Here is an 18,699-nt window from a genome sequence, read left to right as displayed (position 1 = left end):
AATAGGACTTACTCATCTAGGGACCTGCTAACGGATCGGGCTGTGCTTTGCAAGGTCGGCCGCGTTGGTAGCCGCGCTCATCAGCACTGCTGCACCGAACATGTGTGCACCAACCAACAGAGCCGGGATGCCGTTGTAGTACTGGGTAAAGCCGATGACAGCCTGAAGCAGGGTTACACCCAACAAAAGGTACGCCGCCGTGCGGAACGGTCCGCCAATCTTGTAGCGCACCACCAAGAACACCGCGAGCAACGTTCCGGCGGTGATGAGGTAAGCAGGGACAGCGTGGATGTGCGAGAAGAGATCCCAGTCGAGATCGTTGCGCGGCGCATCTGCATCTCCGGCATGTGGCCCGGCTCCCGTAACAACGACGCCCAGCATCACGGAGAGTGCCGAGGAAACTGCCACAGCGAGCATCAAAGGGCGGGCGACCGGCGGAAGGGACGGAAGGGTCCGGTTCATGAATCGGCCGGTCCGCCCGTAAGCCCGGTTGACCAGCAGCGTTGCAAAGACCACCAGGGCCATGGAAACAAGGAAGTGCAGGCCTACAACCCAGGGGTTGAGGCCGGACAGGACGGTGATTCCACCGATGATTGCCTGGGCCGGGATGCTGGCAAGCAGACCCAGGGCGAGGAGGAAGAGGTCGCGGCGTTCCTTGCGAAGGTTCCACAAGTACACCAACATCATGGCGGCAACAGCGGCGAGGGCAAAGGTCAGCAGGCGGTTACCGAATTCGATGAACCCATGGATGCCCATTTCCGGCGTGTTGACCAACGAGTCGTTGGTGCAGCGCGGCCACGTTGGGCAACCCAGGCCGGAAGCGGTAAGTCGCACGGCGCCACCTGTCACCACCAGGACTGTCTGCCCAATGAGTGAGAACAATGCCAAGCGGCGTACGGTCTTGTTGACCTCGGTGGGCAGCTTGGACGTCAATCGCTGGACGGTTTTCGGTAGGCGCGATGCCGTGCTCACAGTTTTCTCACTTCTCAGTTCTGCGTTGGTGGTTGGTGCCTGGATTGGTTTAGTTCCACTTGAACCATCGGATGGCCGCACTGCCGGCCAGAACGGTCCACAGCAGGAGGACCAGAACGGCGGGGAAAGGAACACTGCCTAACAGGAAGGCATCCCTGAGTGCTTGGCCCAAGGCCCCGGAGGGAAGGAAATGGACGATGCCTTGCAGCAAGGATGGCAATCGATCGGCCGGCACCACAATTCCGCCCAAGGCCCCGAGGAGGATCCACAGCAGATTGGTGATCGCCAAGGTAGCTTCCGGGCGCACAGTACCGGCCACCAGCAAGCCCAAGGCAGTGAAGGCGGCAGCGCCGAGAACCAACAGTCCGAGCCCGGGAAGCCATGCCTCCAACCTCGGTTGCCACCCCAGCAGGCCCGCAACTGCGCCGACCACCATTACCTGAAGAAACAGGACAACCAGCACGGCGAGGATCTTGCCCGCGATGAGTCCGCCCCGGCCAAGGGGAGTAGTGGAAAGGAAGCGGAGAACCCCGTACCGGCGATCAAATCCGGTAGCGATGCCCTGACCTGTGAAGGCCGTGGACATGGCACATAGCGCAAGAATCCCTGGTGTGGCGACGTCGACGCGGGATCCACCGAGACCGTCCAGCAGTGGAGTAACGACCAGGCCCACCAGTGCCATCAATGGCAATACCACGGCGAGGATGAGTTGCTCACCATTGCGCAGCATGGTGATGGTCTCGTAGCGGCCCTGCTGCACAATCCGCCGCGGCAGGGATGCCGGCCCGGCGTTGGGGGAGAGAAGCTTGCTCATCGAAGGTCCCTTCCGGAAATGTCCAGGAACACGTCTTCCAGGCTACGTGCTTCCAGCCGCAGCGAGGCAGGCATGATGTTACGTTCAGCCCACCACGCCGTGAGTGATGCAAGGTCCTTCGGCGTAATCGCGCCGGTGACGGAATAACTTCCGGAGCGGGTCTCCGTTATCTGGAGGTCCCCCCGGACAGCACCGTTCAGGTTCAATCCGCCCGGAGCGTCAAAGTAAAGTGTCCGATCCGTGATGGCAGAATCTGCCGCGTGATCGTGCCGCAGCAGTTCGGCGACCGTTCCCTCAACAACGTTGTGGCCGCCGTCGATAATATAGACGTAATCCGCCAGGCGCTCCGCGTCATCCATCAGGTGGGTTGTCAGCAGGATGCCCATCCCGGCGTCCCTGAGCTCGGCAATGAGCTCGAAAACCATTTGCCGTGACTGGGGATCCAGCCCGGCACTGGGTTCGTCCAGAAACAGGATTTCCGGATTGCCCACCAGTGCTGCCGCCAATGCCAGCCGCTGCTTTTGGCCACCGGAAAGGCGGCGGACGCTGGTCCTGCTGAAGTGGTCGATTCCCAACCGTTCCACAAGGGCATCAACGTTCATGGGCTTTTGGTACATGCCGGCAACGTGCCGCAACAGGGGGATGGGACGGGCCGACGGCGGAAGGCCGCCGTCCTGGAGCATCACACCTACGCGGGACCTCAAATCGGCACCTGCCGTATCCGGGTCCGCGCCAAGCAGGGAAATGCTTCCGCCCGTTCGCTTCTGCAGGCCTTGGGCGCACTCCAGCGTGGTGGTTTTGCCCGCTCCGTTCGCGCCCAACAAAGCGGTCACTTGGCCTCGTTCGGCCACAAGGGACAGTCCACTGACCACCCTGAGCATTTTGCCGTCAAGGGAGGCCAGGGGGCCTACATCCTTAATGAGTCCGTCTATGGTGAGGACAGGGGAATCGGGGGATCGCACCAGAGTATTCTACGGGAAGTAGTACGGTCACACTTGGCGGCTGGCTCAGGTCAGTCTTGCCTTACTGGATGCATGAAACAAATTACGACATGATTGTGTTGTGTATTCCATGAGCAGTCCAACTTCCATGCCTTCAACACGGCATGCTACAGCGGCAGAGGCATGCGTTGCCTCGCCTGCGCTGCCGGACGCGGATGACCGCACTCGGGACCGGGTCCTGAGTGCAGTGCTGGAAAACGGTCCGGTAAGCGCCGCAGAACTAGGCGACCTCCTCGGATTTACACCGGCCGCTGTCCGGCGTCACCTGGACCACCTGGAACGCAGCGGCGTCATCGAGGTCAAGCGTGTGGCCAAGGCCGGTTCCGGCGCTGGCCGCCCGGCACGTCGTTATGTCCTCAGTTCGCAAGGTCAGTCCAAGCTCGGCGACGATTACCTGAATATTGCCAGCTCTGCTCTTAGGCGCCTTCAGGAACTTGCCGGCGAGGACGCTGTCAGGGAGTACGCAGAAGAACGCTTCTCGGACATGGAACGCCGCTACGCCCCGGAGGTGGACGCCGCCGGTGATGACATCACGGCCCGCACCATGGCACTCTCGAAGGCCCTCAGCCGTGATGGCTTTGTGGCCTCAGCCCACTCCATAGAAGCCAAGGCCCCTTTACCCGCTGCGTTGTCGAGCGTCCAGCTTTGCCAAGGTCACTGCCCGATCCAGCGACTGGCAGCAGAGTTTCCAGTGTTTTGCGACACAGAGACCAAGGTCTTTTCGCGTTTGGTGGGCGTCGATGTCCGGCGCCTCTCCACGCTCGCGCAGGGCGGCCACGTCTGCACCACCCACATACCTACCGGGCGCCCGGCTGCCACGGCATCCCCAGATGTCGCAGAGCAGTCCGGGAACCCGTACCAGGAATCAAACAACCAGCAAGAAAGGCCGTGATGACGGACCAAATAGCAGAGAAAGCGGTAGCTGACGGCACTGTGATCTCGGAGATTCTGGAGAAGAATCCCGAACTGCACGGTATCGGAAACTACGAGTACGGCTGGGCCGACAAGAACGACGTAGGCGCCAACGCCCGTCGTGGCCTCAACGAGGAGGTCGTCCGCGACATCTCCTCGAAGAAGAACGAGCCCGAATGGATGCTCGATCTGCGGCTCAAGGGCCTTAAGTACTTCGACCGCAAGCCTATGCCCACTTGGGGTGCAGACCTCTCCGGCATCGACTTCGACAACATCAAGTACTTCGTACGCTCCACCGAGAAGCAGGCGGCAACGTGGGAAGACCTTCCGGAAGACATCCGGAACACGTACGAAAAGTTGGGCATCCCCGAAGCTGAGCGCAGCCGCCTGGTATCGGGCGTCGCAGCCCAGTACGAGTCCGAGGTTGTCTACCACCAGATCCGTGAGGACCTGGAAGCCCAGGGCGTCATCTTCCTGGACACTGACACCGCGCTGCGGGAACACCCGGAGATCTTCCAGGAATACTTCGGCACCATCATCCCTGTGGGTGACAACAAGTTCGCATCGCTGAACACAGCCGTATGGTCCGGCGGATCGTTCGTGTACGTGCCCAAGGGCGTGCACGTGGACATCCCGCTCCAGGCGTACTTCCGTATCAACACCGAGAACATGGGCCAGTTCGAGCGCACGCTGATCATTGCCGATGAGGACTCCTACGTTCACTACATCGAAGGCTGCACGGCTCCGATCTACACTTCGGATTCACTGCACTCGGCCGTCGTGGAGATCATCGTGAAGAAGGGCGCCCGCGTCCGCTACACGACCATCCAGAACTGGTCCACGAACGTGTACAACCTCGTTACCAAGCGCGCCATCTGCGAAGAAGGCGCAACCATGGAGTGGATCGACGGCAACATCGGTTCCAAGGTGACCATGAAGTACCCGGCCGTCTACCTCGTTGGCGAGCACGCCAAGGGCGAAACGCTGTCCATCGCTTTCGCCGGCGAGGGCCAGCACCAGGACACCGGGTCCAAGATGGTGCACATCGCACCGAACACCAAGAGCTCCATCATTTCCAAGTCGGTGGCTCGCGGCGGCGGGCGCGCTGCCTACCGTGGCCTGGTCCAGGTCCGCGAAGGGGCAAAGCATTCGGCCAACACGGTCCGTTGCGATGCGCTCCTGGTGGATACCATCTCCCGTTCGGACACCTACCCGTACATCGACATCCGTGAGGATGACGTCGTCATGGGCCACGAAGCCACCGTTTCGCGCGTCAGCGAAGAGCAGCTCTTCTATCTGATGTCCCGCGGCATGCCCGAGGACGAGGCCATGGCCATGATCGTGCGCGGCTTCATCGAGCCGATCGCCCGCGAATTGCCCATGGAATACGCTCTCGAGCTGAACCGCCTGATTGAACTGCAGATGGAAGGGTCCGTCGGTTAACAATGACTGATATCACTACTGAAAAGGCGCGCATCGGCGCGCCCTCGGCCCAGCCGTTTATCAACGGTTTCACCGAGGAAGGCGAAAACCTTTCGCCCGTCAACACCGGAACGAACACGAGCACGACGTCGGAGCAGCCTTCCGCGGGTCCCCTCGCCGGCGCTTCGGCCAAGAGCCACTCCCACGGTGGCGGCGTCGGTATCCCCGACAGCTCACGCGCCGGCCGTCTTACCTCGTACAAACTGGCCGACTTCAAGCCGCTGAACGGCCTTGAGGAAGACTGGCGCTTCACCCCGCTGAAGCGACTGCGCGGCCTTCACACCGAAGTCCTCAACGGCGCAGCTCCGGCTGTCAGCGTTACCGCACCGGCCGGCGTCGTGGTTGAAACTGTCGGCCGCGACGACCAGCGCATCGGCCAGGCAGCCATCCCGGAGGACCTCGTGTCCGCCAACGCCTGGGAGAACTTCGCCGAGGCTACGGTTATCACCGTGCCTGCAGAACTCCAGGCCGAGGGTGAAGTTTCCGTCCTGATCACCGGCGCCGGTGAAGCACCTTCCGCCCAGCACATCGTGATCGTGGCGGAGCGCTTCTCAAAGTCCGTCGTGGTTCTGGACCACCAGGGTTCCGCCGTTGTCTCCGAGAACGTGGAGATCATCGTTGAAGACGGTGCTGAGCTGACCGTTGTGTCCTTGCAGGAATGGGCAGACACTGCCGTCCACGCGTCATCGCAGCAGGCAAAGATCGGCCGCGATGCCAAGTTCAAGCACATCGTGGTCAGCCTTGGCGGTGACCTGGTTCGCGTCACGCCGTCCACGCGCTTCACCGCACCCGGTGCCGACGTCGAGATGTTTGGCCTGTACTTCGCCGACGCCGGCCAGCACTTGGAGCAGCGACTCTTCGTTGACCACGCCGTGGCCAACTGCAAGTCGCGCGTCCTCTACAAGGGTGCCCTCCAGGGCCGCAACGCACACAGCGTGTGGGTTGGCGACGTCTTGATCCGCAAGGAAGCAGAAGGCACCGATACCTACGAGGCCAACCGCAACCTGGTGCTCACCGACGGTGCCCGGGCGGATTCCGTTCCCAACCTCGAAATCGAGACCGGTTTGATCGAGGGCGCAGGCCATGCCAGCGCCACCGGACGTTTCGATGACGAGCACTTGTTCTACCTCATGGCACGCGGCATCCCCGAAAAGGTTGCCCGCCGTCTGGTGGTCCGGGGCTTCCTCAACGAGATCATCCAGCAGATCAAGGTCCCGGCGATCGAAGAGCGCCTGACCGCAGCCGTTGAGCGCGAACTCGCCGCGACCGACAACTAAGACAGGCCAGGCAGAGCAACAATGAGTGAAGAAACCAAGGGCGAACTGGTATGCAACGCCAATGACATCCAGGTCAAGCAAGCGCTGCGCGTCCTGATCGATGACTATCCCGTAGCCATCGTGAAGGATTCCATGGGCGACATCCACGCGATCGCCGATACCTGCTCGCACGCGGACATCTCGTTGTCCGAGGGTGAGGTTGAAGGTTGCGCGATCGAGTGCTGGGGACATGGTTCCCAGTTCGACCTCCGCAGCGGACAGCCGCTCCAGCTTCCTGCTTATGACCCGGTTCCTGTTTTCGCCGTCACCATCGATGGAGACGACGTCTACGTGGACGTGACCAATGTTGTGAACGGCGCCTCGGTAGATCACTACTGAACGCCAAGTACCGCCAGACTTACGAACGGAAAGAAAGAAGAGCATGTCAACTCTTGAAATCAAGGACCTGCACGTCAGCATCGAGACGGAGCAGGGCACCAAGGAGATCCTGAAGGGCGTCAGCCTCACCATCAAGACCGGTGAAACGCACGCCATCATGGGCCCCAACGGCTCGGGCAAGTCCACCCTTGCTTCCACCATTGCCGGACACCCGCGCTACAACGTCACCAGCGGCACCATCACCTTGGACGGCGAAGACGTCCTGGAAATGAGCGTCGACGAGCGCGCCCGTGCAGGCGTCTTCCTGGCCATGCAGTACCCGGTAGAGGTTCCCGGCGTCACCATGACCAACTTCCTGCGCACCGCCAAGACCGCGATCGACGGCGAGGCACCTGCCCTCCGTACGTGGACCAAGGACGTCAAGGCTGCCATGCAGCAGCTTCGCATTGACGCCGATTTTGCACAGCGCAACGTCAACGAAGGCTTCTCCGGCGGCGAGAAGAAGCGTGTTGAGATCCTTCAGCTGGAACTCTTCAAGCCGAAGTTCGCCATCCTCGACGAGACCGACTCCGGCTTGGACGTCGACGCCCTGAAAGTTGTTTCCGAGGGCGTCAACCGGGCACATGAAGAGGGCAACATGGGCACGCTGCTCATCACCCACTACACCCGGATCCTGCGCTACATCAAGCCGGACTTCGTGCACGTCTTCGTTGACGGCAAGGTTGTTGAAGAGGGCGGCCCCGAGCTCGCCGACCGCCTCGAAGAAGAAGGCTACGACCGCTACGCTCCAGGTGCCGGCGTTGCCGTTGCTCCTGCCGTGCAGGCCTAGTTAGGATCGTTCCATGACCGAAATCAACGCGGCGCGCACCAGCCTCGAGGACGTCGAGGAAGCGCTCAAGGACGTCATTGACCCCGAACTCGGAGTCAACGTGGTGGACCTTGGCCTCCTGTACGGACTCAAGTACTCCGACGAAGATGGCGCGCTCCTGATCGACATGACACTGACCACGGCGGCATGCCCGCTGACGGACGTGCTTGAAGAGCAGGTGGGCAAGTCCCTCGACGGCGTGGTTGATGATTGGCGCCTTAACTGGGTATGGATGCCGCCTTGGGGTCCTGAGCGGATCACCGATGACGGCAAGGACCAGATGCGGGCCCTCGGCTTCAACATCTGACCAGCAGTCTCCGCTCGCTTCGGCGGGCAAAAAAGGAAGGGTTCCGGGCTTGCAGCCTGGAACCCTTCCTCTTTTTGAGTCATCAACAGTGGTGAACAGACGGGTCGCCTGTCCTAGGGTGCTGCCACACCAAACGTGTCGCATTTGTTGATGTCGCCCGTGGTGTAGCCCTGGTAGAACCACTTCTGCCGCTGCTCGCTGGACCCGTGGGTCCATGTCTCCGGAGAGACGCGCCCGGTCGCGGCTTCCTGGATACGGTCATCACCGACCGCCGAGGCGGCCGAGAGAGCATCCTGCAGGTCCTGTTGGGTCAAGGGATCGAGGAAGGGTTTGCCGCTGGCATCCGTTTGCGTCGTTGCGTGCCGTACCCAGAGGCCCGCATAGCAATCAGCCTGCAGTTCCACCCGGACGGCGCCTGATTGCGGCCCTTGCGGGTCCTGTTGTGCTTGGTCCAGGTTGCCGAGGATGTTTTGGACATGGTGTCCGAATTCGTGGGCTACGACGTACTCTTGCGCCAGCGGGCCTCCGGAGGAGCCAAAGCGGGTCACCAGGTCATCGAAGAAGCCGGGGTCAAAGTAGGCTGTGGTGTCCGCAGGGCAGTAGAACGGTCCCACCGCGCTGGTGGCTGCGCCGCAACCCGTGTTCGTGGCTTGGCTGAAAATAACAGTCTTGGGTCGGGGATACTCCACGTTGTAATCCGCCAGGTAGCCGGGCCAGAAGGCATTGAGGCTGTTGACTGTTCCCGTGATCCGGCAGTCCAGGCGCTTGTCCGCGTCTGCCCCGGTTTGGCATTCCTGTACACCTCCGGCCCCGCCGCCACTTTCGACGGCGGGTGGCTGGCTTCCGCTGCCTGTCAGGTCCCCGAGGATGTTGGGATTGATGCCGAAGAGTGCAAGTAGCAGCACAACTATCCCGCCGCCGATGCCGCCTCCGATCTTGGTGCCGCGGCCCATGCCGCCGCCGCGTCGGTCTTCCACTTGCGAGGGGTCAAGTTGTGCGCCATCGTTGAAACTCATACAGCCAGAATAGACGTCACTATTGGTGCCTGGGGCGGGACACTGCCGTAAAATTGGTGGGATGCCTTTCCTGGACAAACTTCAGCTCTGGGCCGAAGAGCGCCCCTACGACACCGCCGTCGTTGTGGGCAGCAGCCGGCTCACCTGGGCGGGACTCCGCAACGCCGCAGCCGGTCTGCTCGGTGATGCGACTGCCACCACCGTTCTTGCCGAGCCCAACTCCGTTCGATTCGTGGAGCGCTACACGGCTGCAGTGGCGGGGGACCGGCGCTGTGCGGTGCTGGACCCCGAGTGGCCCATCCCTATGATCGAAGATGTCACCTCGCGCGTCGGTGCAACCATCAGAACGGTCAAGGCCGAACTGGAGGACGGCCGCCCTTCAAGCACTTTCCTGATCGGCCTCACGTCCGGCACGACCTCTGTCCCTAAGGCATTCACCAGATCCCGCCGTTCCTGGCAGGTTTCCTTCGAAGCGTCCATCGAGTTTTTTGGCCTATCTCAGGATGATCGGACCCTTGCACCCGGCCCCCTGTCTGCCAGCCTGAACCTGTATGCCCTCTCGGAGTGCCTGTACGCCGGAGCTGCATTTCACACACTTGAATCATTCGACGTCGGTGACGCCCACGCCGCCGTCAGTCACGATGGCATTACCCGCTTGGTCCTGGCGCCCACCGCACTGCGCTTACTGAGCGAGCGGGGACTGGCAGGTGACGTTGATGCTTCCGGCATCCGCAGCATCATCTGTGCCGGTTCAAAGTTGGACGCCCGGACCTTGGAGGCGGCCCGACGCTGGGCGCCCCGCGCGGCGATCTTCGAGTACTACGGCGCCTCCGAGCTGAGCTTTGTTTCCGGCACCCGACTGGCCGCCGGCGAACCACTTGACGCCGGTGGCACGGGCATCGGCTTGCCTTTTCCCGGTGTTGAACTGAACATCCTCGATGATGCCGGCAAGCCCCTCCCTGACGGCCAACACGGAAACATCAGCGTTCGCAGCGGCATGGTCAGCAACGGCTACCTTTGGGGAGACGATGGACAGGCCCTCCGGTGCCTTGATGGGTGGTACACCGTAGGAGATCAGGGCTTCCTGGACAACGGCACCCTCCACATTCTTGGCCGCCGCTCGGACATGATCATCACCTCGGGAAAGAACGTCTACCCGCACGAGGTTGAGCTTGCCGTGGCATCCATCCCCGGCGTGGACGTTGCGGTTGCGGCCGGAGCGCCCGACGACATCCGCGGCCAAAAGGTGATTGCCGGCGTCGTGCCTGCCTACGGTGCCGTCACTGCCACCCAGCTCCGTATGGGGCTGGATGGTCTGTTGGCACGGGACAAATGGCCGTTGCAGTATTTCCTGTTGGCGGAGTTACCTATGACCGACCGTGGCAAAGTCAGCAGGAAAGTCCTCTTGGATTGGATCAAGAATCATGACCCCCGGGCCCAGCCACTTGGGTAGCGGCAGCCCTTTGGGGAGCGGCGTAGGGTCAGGCGAATCGCGGCAACCGGTCGTCATCGCCGCGCTCCGGTCTCCGATTTGCCGTTCCAATGGGCAGCTGAAGGGCCTCCGCGCGCCCGACCTCCTGGCACCCGTCCTGGTTTCCCTCCTGGACCTATCTGGTGCGGATCCTTCTGACGTAGACGATGTGATCATCGGAAATGCCGTGGGCGGCGGCGGGAATGTGGCCAGGTTTGCCGCGCTGCAGGCCGGTATGCCCATCACAGTGCCCGGCCTTACCGTTGACCGGCAGTGCGGCTCAGGCCTTGATGCCATCACGCTGGCGTCACGGTTGGTGGCCGCTGGCGGTGACCCGCTTTATCTTGCCGGCGGCGTCGAGAGCATCAGTACCGCACCGGCCCGGGCCAACAGAACCGACGACGGCGAACTCGACTTCTATTCGAGGGCCATCTTTGTCCCGCCACAATTCAGCGACCCCGACATGGGGGTTGCTGCGGAGAACGTTGCCCGCAAGTTCGGCGTGTCCCGTGAGCGACAGGACGAGTATGCGCTCCGGAGCCATCACCGCGCGGTTGACGCCGGGCGGGCGGGATATTTTGCGGATGAAATTGTTCCGCTCAAGAGTAATCACAAGGTGGTGGATTCCGACGACGGCCCACGGCCTACGCTGCGGACGTCCCTGATGTCCCGTTTTCCTGCTGCGTTCGTGCCGGGTGGCACGGTCACGGCAGCGAACTCCTGCTTCGACGCCGACGCCTCGGCCGCCGTCGTGGTGACGTCACTCAAGCGGGCCCGCTCCATGGGAGTGACGGACGGACTGCTGGTCCTGGGGTCGGACACCGTCGGGGTAGATCCGGAACTGCTGGGGATTGGCGCCGCCCACGCGGCCGAGCGGCTCCTGGACCACCATGCCGTGGCCGCGGGAGAGGTTGATCTGTTTGAATTCAACGAGGCCTTCGCCTCCCAAACGATCGCATGCCTGGATCACTTGGGCGTAGATCCTGAACGGGCCAATCTCGACGGCGGCGCCTTGGCCCTGGGTCACGGTTACGGAGCCTCGGGGGCTGTCCTGGTCACGCGCTTGATGGCCCAGGCACGTAGAAGATATTTCACACAGGGAGAGAACGCGCTGGCTCTTGCAATGATCAGCATTGCAGGTGGCATGGGAACCGCGGCGCTCTTGAAGTACTCAAGGCTTTAGACGTTTGGTTCTTTAGTCCTCTCCGTTCCAGTCCCTTTCCGGTTCGCCCAGCCCCCGGGCTGCCAAGGCGTCGCCGGTTTGGCGGGCGTAGGCCACAGTGGTGATGAAGACGGGGAGAACCAGCGCGCGGGGGTTGCGTTCAAGCCCGCGTGCCCGCGCTGAGTCCCGCACGTCCGAGAACGCGCCTGCAATAAAGGGAATGCTCCTGAGCATGACAGCGATGGTTAAGGCGAAGCGCTCGGGGTCGGCGCCAAAACGTCGGAACGGTTTTGCCAGGGCCACCACCCCATCCAATAGGTCCTGCACAGGGGTGGTTGCTGTCAGCACGGAGGCTGCCACCACGCAAACAAGCACGTTCAGGACGATGCGCGCCGCAGTGGGAGCCCCGAGTTGCCACCATTGGAAGAGACCGATGACCATGAGGATGGGCGTGACCGTCCAGATGGCCCTCAGGAGGCGGCGAAACCCGGCTCCTGTGAGCATGAACAGGCCGCACATGATGGCTAGGATCAGCAGGGAAACGGCCCAGTCCACAATCAGGAAGGACGCCGTTCCGCTGGCTGCCACCGCCAGGAATTTCAGCCACAGGGGAGTGCGGTGGATGATCGAGTTACCGTGAACATAGTTCGCGATCAGGAAGCCATGGCCCCTCACCTCGACACATCACCCAAGTGGTCATTGGTCACGGCAGCGGCGCATAGCGCGCGGTAACGGGCGACCCCGTCGGCAGCATCGCCGTCGAAGACGATACGTCCTGACTCCACCACCAACACCCGGTCCATATCGAGCGCGAGGTCGAGATCGTGCGTGGACATGATCACCTGCTGGTCCAGCCCGGCGACGGTACGCCGCAGGAGTTCACGGTTCCGAAGGTCCAGGAGGGTGGACGGTTCGTCGAGGACAAGTACTCCGGGATCGACGGCAAGGACTGCGGTGAGGGCCAGCAACTGCCTTTCACCACCGGAGAGTTCATAGATACTCTGATCGGCCAGGCGCAACAGGCCGAAGCGATCCAGGATTGATTCCGCCCGGGCGGCCCGCTCCTTGGCGTTCTTGATGGAACGGCGCAAGGAAAGCTCAACGTCTTCCCGCCCTGTGGGCATCACCAACTGGGATAAGGGATCGGTGAAGACGAAGCCCACATTGCCGCGGACGCGGCGGACATGGCCCACAGTGTCGTAGCCATGGACCGTGACCGTGCCTTCGCTGGGTTCAACCAAACCATTCAGGAGACGAAGAAGGGTTGATTTCCCGGATCCGTTCGCGCCGATCACCCCGATACGGTTTTCGGTCAGGTCCAGGGAAATGTCATGCAAGAGGATCTTGGGTACGTCGCTTCCATCAACCGCGACGCGCACCGAGACATTCTTGAAACTGATGCAGTTCATCTACTGATTGTTCCCGCTTTACTTGACCCGGCGGACCAGGACGTCAGGGAAGGCCTTGTGAATGGCCATGGCGATGATCACGGCCAGCACGTTCTTGAGGATATCGCCAGGGACGAACGGAAGATCGGCGAGCAAAGCCTTGGTGAAGTCCAGCTTGGCATTGACCATCATGCCCAGGACACCCAACGCATGGATGACAACGATGCTGCTGACCATTGTTGCCGCGAAGAGCCAGAGTGCACGGAATTTGGCCGTCCTCCGGATGACCACCGCTGCAAGGTAGCCCGTTGCCGCCGCAGCCAGCGGAAACGCAATGATGTATCCGGCGGAGGGCGTGGCTAGAATCCCCAAACCGCTGCGGCCACCGCTGAAAATGGGCAGTCCGGCGAAGCCGAGCAATACATAGAGCCCGACGGCGGCGAAACCGCGACCGGCTCCCAGCACCAGCCCGCTGAGCATCACAGTCAAGGTCACCAGGGTGATGGGAACGCCAAGAGCCCCCACGGGTATGCCGGGAACGACTGCGGAGGCGGCCACGAGGGCTGCGAACACGGCAATGAGCCCGAGGTCAGTGGGGGTCCAGCGTTTGCGGGAGGCGGTTCGTTGCGTAGCGGAAGCGGCAGCGGTAGCAGGTTCGGTATGGCTCATGACGGTCCTATCGGGTGTGATGCGAAGCGATGACAGTTCTTTTGTTTCCCCTCCTGTCGAGAGTACGGAGGGAGGGGAACCTCGATTTTGGAGCCTCTCCACAAAGCCTGCCGGGAATTCTTTTGCCGTTGGCACAGTTTTGCCCCTCGTGGCCCGATGTCAGCCCGCGGCCGGGGTACCGGTAGACTTGAACAGGCTGTTCTCACGGCCGCATTCCGCCGCACTTATCGGGCCCACCGGTCCCCGCGAGCGTTCCCCATTGAAAGGCATCACCCGAATTGATTACCGTCCAGGATCTCGAACTTCGCGCCGGCGCACGCCTGCTCATGGACCAGGTCAATTTCAGGGTGGACAAAGGGGACAAGATCGGCCTCGTCGGACGTAACGGTGCCGGCAAAACCACCCTCACCCGGGTCCTCGCCGGCGAAGGCCTTCCCGCAGGCGGCAAAGTCACCCGCAGCGGCGAGATCGGCTACCTTCCTCAGGACCCGCGGACCCCGGACATGGAGCAGCTTGCGCGCGACCGCATCCTTTCCGCCCGCGGCCTGGACGTGGTGGTGGGCAAGCTCAAGAAGGCCCACGAGGACATGGCCAGCGAGGATGCGGCCGTCCAGCGCAAAGCCATGAACCGCTATGACCGCCTGGAGGCTGAATTCCTCTCGGGTGGTGGCTATGCGGCGGAAGCTGAAGCCGCTGCGATCTCCTCCAATCTTGCGCTGCCTGACAGGCTCCTCAACCAGCCCTTGAAGACCCTTTCGGGTGGCCAGCGGCGCCGTGTGGAGCTGGCGCGTATCCTCTACTCCGATGCTGAGACCCTGCTTCTTGACGAACCCACCAACCACCTCGATGCCGACTCCATCACCTGGCTACGTGACTTCCTGAAAAACCACCAGGGTGGCTTGATCGTGATCAGTCACGACACGGACCTCCTCGAAGCAACGGTGAACAAGGTGTTCCTGTTGGACGCCAACCGCGCCCAGATCGATTACTACAACATGGACTGGAAGCGCTACTTGCTCCAGCGCGAAACCGATGAACGCGCCCGGAAGCGTGAACGGGCCAATGCCGAAAAGAAGGCACAGGTCCTCATCGACCAAGCCAACAAGATGCGCGCCAAGGCCACTAAGGCCGTCGCGGCCCAAAACATGGCCAAGCGAGCTGAGAGGCTCCTGAGTGGTTTGGAAGCCGTGCGTGAAAACGACCGCGTGGCCGCCCTGCGTTTCCCGGATCCTTCGCCTTGCGGCAAGACCCCGCTGACCGCGGAAGGCTTGAGCAAATCCTACGGTTCGTTGGAGATCTTCACTGACGTTGACCTGGCAATCGATCGCGGATCCAAGGTGGTCATCCTTGGCCTCAACGGAGCCGGCAAGACCACCCTCCTGCGCATGCTGGCCGGCGTCGACAAGCCTGATACCGGCGACATCATCCCCGGCCACGGCCTCAAGGTGGGCTATTACGCGCAGGAACACGAGACTCTCGATGTCGAACGCACGGTCCTGGAGAATATGCGCTCTTCAGCTCCGGATATGAAGGACGCTGAAGTCCGCGGCATCCTGGGGTCGTTCCTTTTCTCGGGCGACGACGTCGACAAGCCTGCCGGCGTTCTTTCCGGCGGTGAGAAGACCCGCTTGGCCCTGGCCACAATCGTGGCCTCCAGCGCCAACGTGCTGCTACTCGATGAGCCCACCAACAACCTGGACCCTGCCAGCCGCGCGGAGATCCTGGGAGCGCTCAAGAACTACAGTGGCGCCGTCGTCATGGTCAGCCACGACGAAGGTGCTGTGTCAGCGTTGAACCCGGAGCGTGTTGTGTTGCTTCCTGACGGTGTCGAAGACCACTGGAACGAAGACTACTTGGACCTGATCACGCTGGCGTAGGGCCTGGCTTACAGGGTCTGCACTAGCGGACCCGCAGAGGTTCCGCGGCGGTGATGCGTGCGAGCTCTTCATAGGTGATCGAGAACATGGAGTTGTGGTCTCCAGCACCGGCCCAAAGGACAGTGTGTTCCTGAAGCGAGGCGTCCAGGATGGTGCGGATTTTCCGGGGATGTCCCACCGGGGCCACCCCTCCCACCTCTTGGCCCGTGTGAATCAGCACAAATTCAGGGTTGGCGCGGCGGATCTTGCCGGTACCCAGCTGTTGGGCCACGAGCATTGTGTCCACCTTCGCCGCACCGCTGGCGAGGATGAGCAGGGGTTCGTTGTCGAGCTCGAAGATCAAGCTGTTGGTGATCGCCGCTACATCACAGCCCAGTGTCGATGCAGCTGCCGCCGCCGTGGGCACTTTGTCCTTGAAAATCCGCACCGTGTCCTCAGCACCAGCGGCCGTCAAGGCAGACCGGACGTTCAGGACGGGATCATGAAACAGTTCAGTAGCCTTGTGCATCCAGGATGGCGTCTTCCTCTTCTTCGGACGTGGGCCGCTTGTTTTTGCGGGGAGCAGGCGTGCGCTTCTTGGGCGTGCCACCGGCAGCCAGGATTTGCTCGTCCTCTTCCTCTTCAGCGTCGATGGCGGCGTTCCGGGCCTGTTGCCGCGCGGCGTATCCGAACCCGATGAACATCAGGACACCAAAGGCGAACCACTGTAATGAGTAGGAAAGGTGCGTCCCTTCTTCGGTGGCAGGCTTGGGGAAGGGCGTGGGCATCGGCTGTACGGCAGGATTTTCAGTGGCCAGCTGCCCGTACGCACCAGTGGCGATGGCGTAAGGAAGTTCGCTGGCGAAACCGGCGAGATCAATGGAGGCAAGCTGACCATCCACAGCGCCACGATCCAACTTGGGTTCAGCGGGTTTGAGCCGCGCCACCACCGTGACCTCGCCGGTGGGAGGAGCTGGAATGACGTCGGGACGTCCCGGGGTATTGTTGCCGATCGGCAGCCAACCCCTGTCAATGACCACGGCTTCGCCTGTGGTCAGCCGGAATGGAACCACGACGTCGTAACCTGGCTGGCCGTTCAGCGGGCGGTTACGCACAACCCGCTGGCCATCGAGGTCGTAGCTGCCACGCAACTCCACCTGCGTCCATTCCCTTTCCGGGTCAAGGGCGTCGAACTGGTCCTTGATGTCCGCATAGGGGACAGGCGTGGCTGAGTAGTTGGTCACCACACGATTGATTTCCGCCAGCGTCTCTGCCCTCCGGTCCATCTGCCAGCGGCCCAGGAACACGCAGGCCGTGGCGAAGATCACGGCCAGCACGAAGTACCCCAGCCACTTGCTGGAGAAGAGGAAGCGGTACATTCAGCCGGCCCCGTTCGCTGTTGCTTCACTGGCCGTGAAGGGGACAGTTTCCTTCCAGAGCCCGCGCGTCTGAAGGTAGTCCTCCAACCAGTCCCGGTGGTCGACGCACGAAAGCCACACCTTGCGCCGGTCCGGAGTGTGGATCCGCGGATTATTCCAGAGGAGTTGCCACTGGGCGTCTGCGCGGCATCCTTTACGGGAGCACAACGCCGGACCTGTGGCGCGACCGGAGTCCTGGCCACCCGCACCCGGGGCACCAAGGTTAAAGATATTCATGAAGCCGCCCGTTCGTCGCCGGCATGCCCGGCCTCGCTTGCCTGGCCCATTGCGGGGCCCGCATGTTTACTTGGTTGTTCGTCATCCACCAGTTCACCCTGGAGCACTGTCGGTGCGTCCGCAGGAGCTTTTTCCGGTTCGGAGGAACGTTCAATTTCCGGGACCGCCACATAATCCAGCAGGGACTCACTGTGGCCCTCGGCTTTATCGTTGCCATTGGCTATGACCACGGCGATCCACGGGAGGAACACCGCTCCCGCGATGGCGATGATCTTAAACCAGCCGTCCACCACGAAAATCAGGATGATGCAGGCCATGCGGATGCCCATGGCCACCGCATATTTGATCATGCGATCGCGCATGTCCTCGGAGTGCGCGGCAGCGGCATCTGTGATGCTGTGGACTTCGTGGTCGCTGGAAACAGCGTCCGGTTCCCCGGGCACTGGCTGCAGGGGACTGTTTTCTCTTGTCACAATTGAATCATCACGCTCCAAAGGCCTCTCTCAATTCTCTCACCAAGGCTGTACCCACCCAAACCGTGTTGGTTTCCGCAACCCACGGGTTGCAGCGGGCTGCGGATAGTATCGACACAGGAAAATCCCTCTTCACAGCGGCATGCCAGTGCCGCGGAACCTGGAGCGAAAGCATGTCTGAAGCAGTATCCACCGGCCGCAGCGTCCTCATAACCGGCGGCAATCGGGGCATCGGCCTCGCCATTGCCGAATCCTTCCTTGCCAACGGTGACAAGGTTGCAGTCACCTACCGCAGTGAAACAGAACTGCCTGAGGGCATCCTGGGGGTCAAGGCTGATGTCACGGACGAGACGTCCATAGACGCAGCGTTCAAAATCGTCGAAGAGGCGCACGGACCAGTGGAAGTGCTGGTAGCCAATGCCGGCATCACCAAGGACACGCTGCTGTTGCGGATGAGCGAGGACGACTTCACCTCGGTTGTTGACACCAACCTGACCGGCGCCTTCCGTGTCATCAAGCGGGCTTCGAAGGGCATGATCCGCCTGCGGAAGGGCCGCGTTGTCCTGATTTCGTCGGTGTCGGGACTCTATGGTGCTCCGGGTCAAATCAATTACTCCGCTTCCAAGGCAGGCATGGTGGGCATCGCGCGCTCCCTGACCCGCGAACTCGGTAGCCGCGGCATTACTGCAAACGTTGTGGCGCCCGGGTTCATTAACACCGACATGACCGCTGAACTGCCGGAAGATACCCGGAAGTCCTACTTGGCCAATGTTCCGGCTGGACGCTTCGCGGAAGCTTCGGAAGTGGCAGACGTGGTGCGTTGGGTTGCCAGCGACGAAGCTGCGTATATCTCCGGTGCCGTGATCCCGGTTGATGGTGGCCTGGGGATGGGCCACTAGGCAACTAGATGATTAAGTCCTATTGGATTTAGTGGTCGTAGGCGATGAGGGAGCGCTTGCGGGGCGCGTTGATGCGCCAGTTGTGCCAGATGCCTGCGG

At 61.8% G+C, this 18,699-nt stretch carries 21 protein-coding genes; 10 read left to right on the top strand and 11 right to left on the bottom strand.

All coding sequences use genetic code 11. From position 1 onward, the window contains the following. Positions 1 to 27: 27 nt before the first annotated feature. The 3 genes from ACLRGI_RS22780 to ACLRGI_RS22770 are packed head-to-tail and all read right to left on the bottom strand — an operon-like array spanning position 28 to position 2,748. The gene (locus ACLRGI_RS22780; RefSeq protein ID WP_419203720.1) at positions 28 to 972 is read right to left on the bottom strand and encodes a COX15/CtaA family protein; all 945 of its coding nucleotides are present in this window, start codon (positions 970 to 972) and stop codon (positions 28 to 30) included. Positions 973 to 1,021: 49 nt separating this feature from the next. After that, complete coding sequence (locus ACLRGI_RS22775) at positions 1,022 to 1,786, bottom strand: ABC transporter permease (protein WP_419203719.1); 765 nt, start codon at positions 1,784 to 1,786, stop codon at positions 1,022 to 1,024. Beyond that, positions 1,783 to 2,748 carry an ABC transporter ATP-binding protein gene (locus ACLRGI_RS22770; RefSeq protein WP_419203718.1) on the bottom strand — a complete coding sequence of 322 codons (966 nt, stop codon included), beginning with the start codon at positions 2,746 to 2,748 and terminating at the stop codon, positions 1,783 to 1,785. The genes ACLRGI_RS22775 and ACLRGI_RS22770 overlap by 4 nt, the downstream gene beginning before the upstream one ends. Before the next feature lie 109 nt (positions 2,749 to 2,857). On the opposite strand from ACLRGI_RS22770, the gene ACLRGI_RS22765 reads away from it, so the two are divergent. Genes ACLRGI_RS22765 through ACLRGI_RS22740 form a run of 6 tightly spaced genes read left to right on the top strand, consistent with a single transcriptional unit; the run spans position 2,858 to position 8,011 of the window. Continuing rightward, positions 2,858 to 3,679, top strand: a complete 822-nt coding sequence (locus tag ACLRGI_RS22765; RefSeq protein WP_419203717.1) for a helix-turn-helix transcriptional regulator — start codon at positions 2,858 to 2,860, stop codon at positions 3,677 to 3,679. Beyond that, on the top strand, positions 3,679 to 5,142 hold the full coding sequence (sufB, locus tag ACLRGI_RS22760; protein ID WP_011774792.1) for a Fe-S cluster assembly protein SufB: 1,464 nt from the start codon (positions 3,679 to 3,681) through the stop codon (positions 5,140 to 5,142). Before ACLRGI_RS22765 ends, sufB begins: the two co-directional genes overlap by 1 nt. Before the next feature lie 2 nt (positions 5,143 to 5,144). Next, positions 5,145 to 6,458 carry a Fe-S cluster assembly protein SufD gene (gene sufD, locus ACLRGI_RS22755; RefSeq protein ID WP_419203716.1) on the top strand — a complete coding sequence of 438 codons (1,314 nt, stop codon included), beginning with the start codon at positions 5,145 to 5,147 and terminating at the stop codon, positions 6,456 to 6,458. Positions 6,459 to 6,479: 21 nt separating this feature from the next. After that, positions 6,480 to 6,836, top strand: a complete 357-nt coding sequence (locus ACLRGI_RS22750) for a non-heme iron oxygenase ferredoxin subunit (RefSeq protein WP_017200887.1) — start codon at positions 6,480 to 6,482, stop codon at positions 6,834 to 6,836. Between the two features lie 43 nt (positions 6,837 to 6,879). Continuing rightward, positions 6,880 to 7,665: a Fe-S cluster assembly ATPase SufC gene (gene sufC, locus ACLRGI_RS22745; RefSeq protein ID WP_011774795.1), complete on the top strand. Its 786-nt coding sequence runs from the start codon at positions 6,880 to 6,882 to the stop codon at positions 7,663 to 7,665. A 13-nt stretch (positions 7,666 to 7,678) separates the two neighbouring features. Beyond that, a complete protein-coding gene (locus tag ACLRGI_RS22740; RefSeq protein WP_018777579.1) occupies positions 7,679 to 8,011 on the top strand; it encodes a metal-sulfur cluster assembly factor in 333 nt (110 codons plus the stop codon). Between the two features lie 113 nt (positions 8,012 to 8,124). On the opposite strand, the gene ypfJ is transcribed toward ACLRGI_RS22740, so the two are convergent. Next, entirely contained in the window at positions 8,125 to 9,027 is a 903-nt protein-coding gene (gene ypfJ / locus ACLRGI_RS22735) for a KPN_02809 family neutral zinc metallopeptidase (protein ID WP_419203715.1), read from the bottom strand. 61 nt (positions 9,028 to 9,088) lie between these two features. Between ypfJ and ACLRGI_RS22730 the strand changes: the two genes are divergently transcribed. Further along, positions 9,089 to 10,480, top strand: a complete 1,392-nt coding sequence (locus ACLRGI_RS22730) for a class I adenylate-forming enzyme family protein (protein ID WP_419203714.1) — start codon at positions 9,089 to 9,091, stop codon at positions 10,478 to 10,480. Next, complete coding sequence (locus tag ACLRGI_RS22725) at positions 10,452 to 11,681, top strand: thiolase family protein (protein WP_419203713.1); 1,230 nt, start codon at positions 10,452 to 10,454, stop codon at positions 11,679 to 11,681. Before ACLRGI_RS22730 ends, ACLRGI_RS22725 begins: the two co-directional genes overlap by 29 nt. 12 nt (positions 11,682 to 11,693) lie before the next feature. On the opposite strand, the gene ACLRGI_RS22720 is transcribed toward ACLRGI_RS22725, so the two are convergent. Genes ACLRGI_RS22720 through ACLRGI_RS22710 form a run of 3 tightly spaced genes read right to left on the bottom strand, consistent with a single transcriptional unit; the run spans position 11,694 to position 13,717 of the window. Continuing rightward, the gene (locus ACLRGI_RS22720; RefSeq protein ID WP_419203712.1) at positions 11,694 to 12,335 is read right to left on the bottom strand and encodes an energy-coupling factor transporter transmembrane component T family protein; all 642 of its coding nucleotides are present in this window, start codon (positions 12,333 to 12,335) and stop codon (positions 11,694 to 11,696) included. Then, a complete protein-coding gene (locus ACLRGI_RS22715) occupies positions 12,332 to 13,069 on the bottom strand; it encodes an energy-coupling factor ABC transporter ATP-binding protein (protein ID WP_419203711.1) in 738 nt (245 codons plus the stop codon). The genes ACLRGI_RS22720 and ACLRGI_RS22715 overlap by 4 nt, the downstream gene beginning before the upstream one ends. A gap of 18 nt (positions 13,070 to 13,087) precedes the next feature. Further along, positions 13,088 to 13,717, bottom strand: coding sequence for a biotin transporter BioY (locus ACLRGI_RS22710; RefSeq protein WP_419203710.1), 630 nt, complete (start codon positions 13,715 to 13,717; stop codon positions 13,088 to 13,090). A gap of 278 nt (positions 13,718 to 13,995) precedes the next feature. Here ACLRGI_RS22710 and ACLRGI_RS22705 point away from each other — a divergent pair, with 278 nt between their 5' ends. Further along, on the top strand, positions 13,996 to 15,594 hold the full coding sequence (locus ACLRGI_RS22705; RefSeq protein WP_419203709.1) for an ABC-F family ATP-binding cassette domain-containing protein: 1,599 nt from the start codon (positions 13,996 to 13,998) through the stop codon (positions 15,592 to 15,594). A 22-nt stretch (positions 15,595 to 15,616) separates the two neighbouring features. Here ACLRGI_RS22705 and ACLRGI_RS22700 read toward each other — a convergent pair whose 3' ends face one another. From ACLRGI_RS22700 to ACLRGI_RS22685, 4 genes are read right to left on the bottom strand one after another with little or no spacing between them, the layout of a single operon-like run. Continuing rightward, complete coding sequence (locus tag ACLRGI_RS22700) at positions 15,617 to 16,102, bottom strand: YbaK/EbsC family protein (RefSeq protein ID WP_419203708.1); 486 nt, start codon at positions 16,100 to 16,102, stop codon at positions 15,617 to 15,619. After that, positions 16,086 to 16,952: an SURF1 family cytochrome oxidase biogenesis protein gene (locus ACLRGI_RS22695; protein WP_419203707.1), complete on the bottom strand. Its 867-nt coding sequence runs from the start codon at positions 16,950 to 16,952 to the stop codon at positions 16,086 to 16,088. The genes ACLRGI_RS22700 and ACLRGI_RS22695 overlap by 17 nt, the downstream gene beginning before the upstream one ends. After that, the gene (locus ACLRGI_RS22690; RefSeq protein ID WP_419203706.1) at positions 16,953 to 17,228 is read right to left on the bottom strand and encodes a hypothetical protein; all 276 of its coding nucleotides are present in this window, start codon (positions 17,226 to 17,228) and stop codon (positions 16,953 to 16,955) included. Beyond that, on the bottom strand, positions 17,225 to 17,722 hold the full coding sequence (locus tag ACLRGI_RS22685; RefSeq protein WP_419203705.1) for a DUF3099 domain-containing protein: 498 nt from the start codon (positions 17,720 to 17,722) through the stop codon (positions 17,225 to 17,227). Before ACLRGI_RS22685 ends, ACLRGI_RS22690 begins: the two co-directional genes overlap by 4 nt. A 152-nt stretch (positions 17,723 to 17,874) precedes the next feature. On the opposite strand from ACLRGI_RS22685, the gene fabG reads away from it, so the two are divergent. Then, positions 17,875 to 18,600 (top strand): 3-oxoacyl-ACP reductase FabG, encoded by a 726-nt coding sequence (fabG, locus tag ACLRGI_RS22680; protein WP_419203704.1) that lies wholly within the window; start codon positions 17,875 to 17,877, stop codon positions 18,598 to 18,600. Positions 18,601 to 18,699 lie beyond the last annotated feature (99 nt).

Source organism: Paenarthrobacter sp. PPS72 (assembly GCF_048537125.1).
In the GTDB taxonomy this organism is placed as follows: Bacteria; Actinomycetota; Actinomycetes; order Actinomycetales; family Micrococcaceae; genus Arthrobacter; species Arthrobacter nitroguajacolicus_E.
The sequence above is the reverse complement of the archived record's forward strand: the minus strand, read 5'-3'. Positions and strand labels throughout refer to the sequence as shown.

Bases quoted from the DNA above. Each gene is read 5' to 3' on its own strand.
- ACLRGI_RS22700 (WP_419203708.1), bottom strand. From the start codon at position 16,102: ATGCACAAGGCTACTGAACTGTTTCATGATCCCGTCCTGAACGTCCGG.
- ypfJ (WP_419203715.1), bottom strand. From the start codon at position 9,027: ATGAGTTTCAACGATGGCGCACAACTTGACCCCTCGCAAGTGGAAGAC.
- ACLRGI_RS22765 (WP_419203717.1), top strand. From the start codon at position 2,858: ATGAGCAGTCCAACTTCCATGCCTTCAACACGGCATGCTACAGCGGCA.
- ACLRGI_RS22690 (WP_419203706.1), bottom strand. From the start codon at position 17,228: ATGAATATCTTTAACCTTGGTGCCCCGGGTGCGGGTGGCCAGGACTCC.
- ACLRGI_RS22710 (WP_419203710.1), bottom strand. From the start codon at position 13,717: ATGAGCCATACCGAACCTGCTACCGCTGCCGCTTCCGCTACGCAACGA.
- ACLRGI_RS22775 (WP_419203719.1), bottom strand. From the start codon at position 1,786: ATGAGCAAGCTTCTCTCCCCCAACGCCGGGCCGGCATCCCTGCCGCGG.
- sufD (WP_419203716.1), top strand. From the start codon at position 5,145: ATGACTGATATCACTACTGAAAAGGCGCGCATCGGCGCGCCCTCGGCC.
- ACLRGI_RS22730 (WP_419203714.1), top strand. From the start codon at position 9,089: ATGCCTTTCCTGGACAAACTTCAGCTCTGGGCCGAAGAGCGCCCCTAC.
- ACLRGI_RS22725 (WP_419203713.1), top strand. From the start codon at position 10,452: ATGACCCCCGGGCCCAGCCACTTGGGTAGCGGCAGCCCTTTGGGGAGC.
- ACLRGI_RS22695 (WP_419203707.1), bottom strand. From the start codon at position 16,952: ATGTACCGCTTCCTCTTCTCCAGCAAGTGGCTGGGGTACTTCGTGCTG.
- fabG (WP_419203704.1), top strand. From the start codon at position 17,875: ATGTCTGAAGCAGTATCCACCGGCCGCAGCGTCCTCATAACCGGCGGC.
- ACLRGI_RS22750 (WP_017200887.1), top strand. From the start codon at position 6,480: ATGAGTGAAGAAACCAAGGGCGAACTGGTATGCAACGCCAATGACATC.
- sufC (WP_011774795.1), top strand. From the start codon at position 6,880: ATGTCAACTCTTGAAATCAAGGACCTGCACGTCAGCATCGAGACGGAG.
- ACLRGI_RS22715 (WP_419203711.1), bottom strand. From the start codon at position 13,069: ATGAACTGCATCAGTTTCAAGAATGTCTCGGTGCGCGTCGCGGTTGAT.
- sufB (WP_011774792.1), top strand. From the start codon at position 3,679: ATGACGGACCAAATAGCAGAGAAAGCGGTAGCTGACGGCACTGTGATC.
- ACLRGI_RS22740 (WP_018777579.1), top strand. From the start codon at position 7,679: ATGACCGAAATCAACGCGGCGCGCACCAGCCTCGAGGACGTCGAGGAA.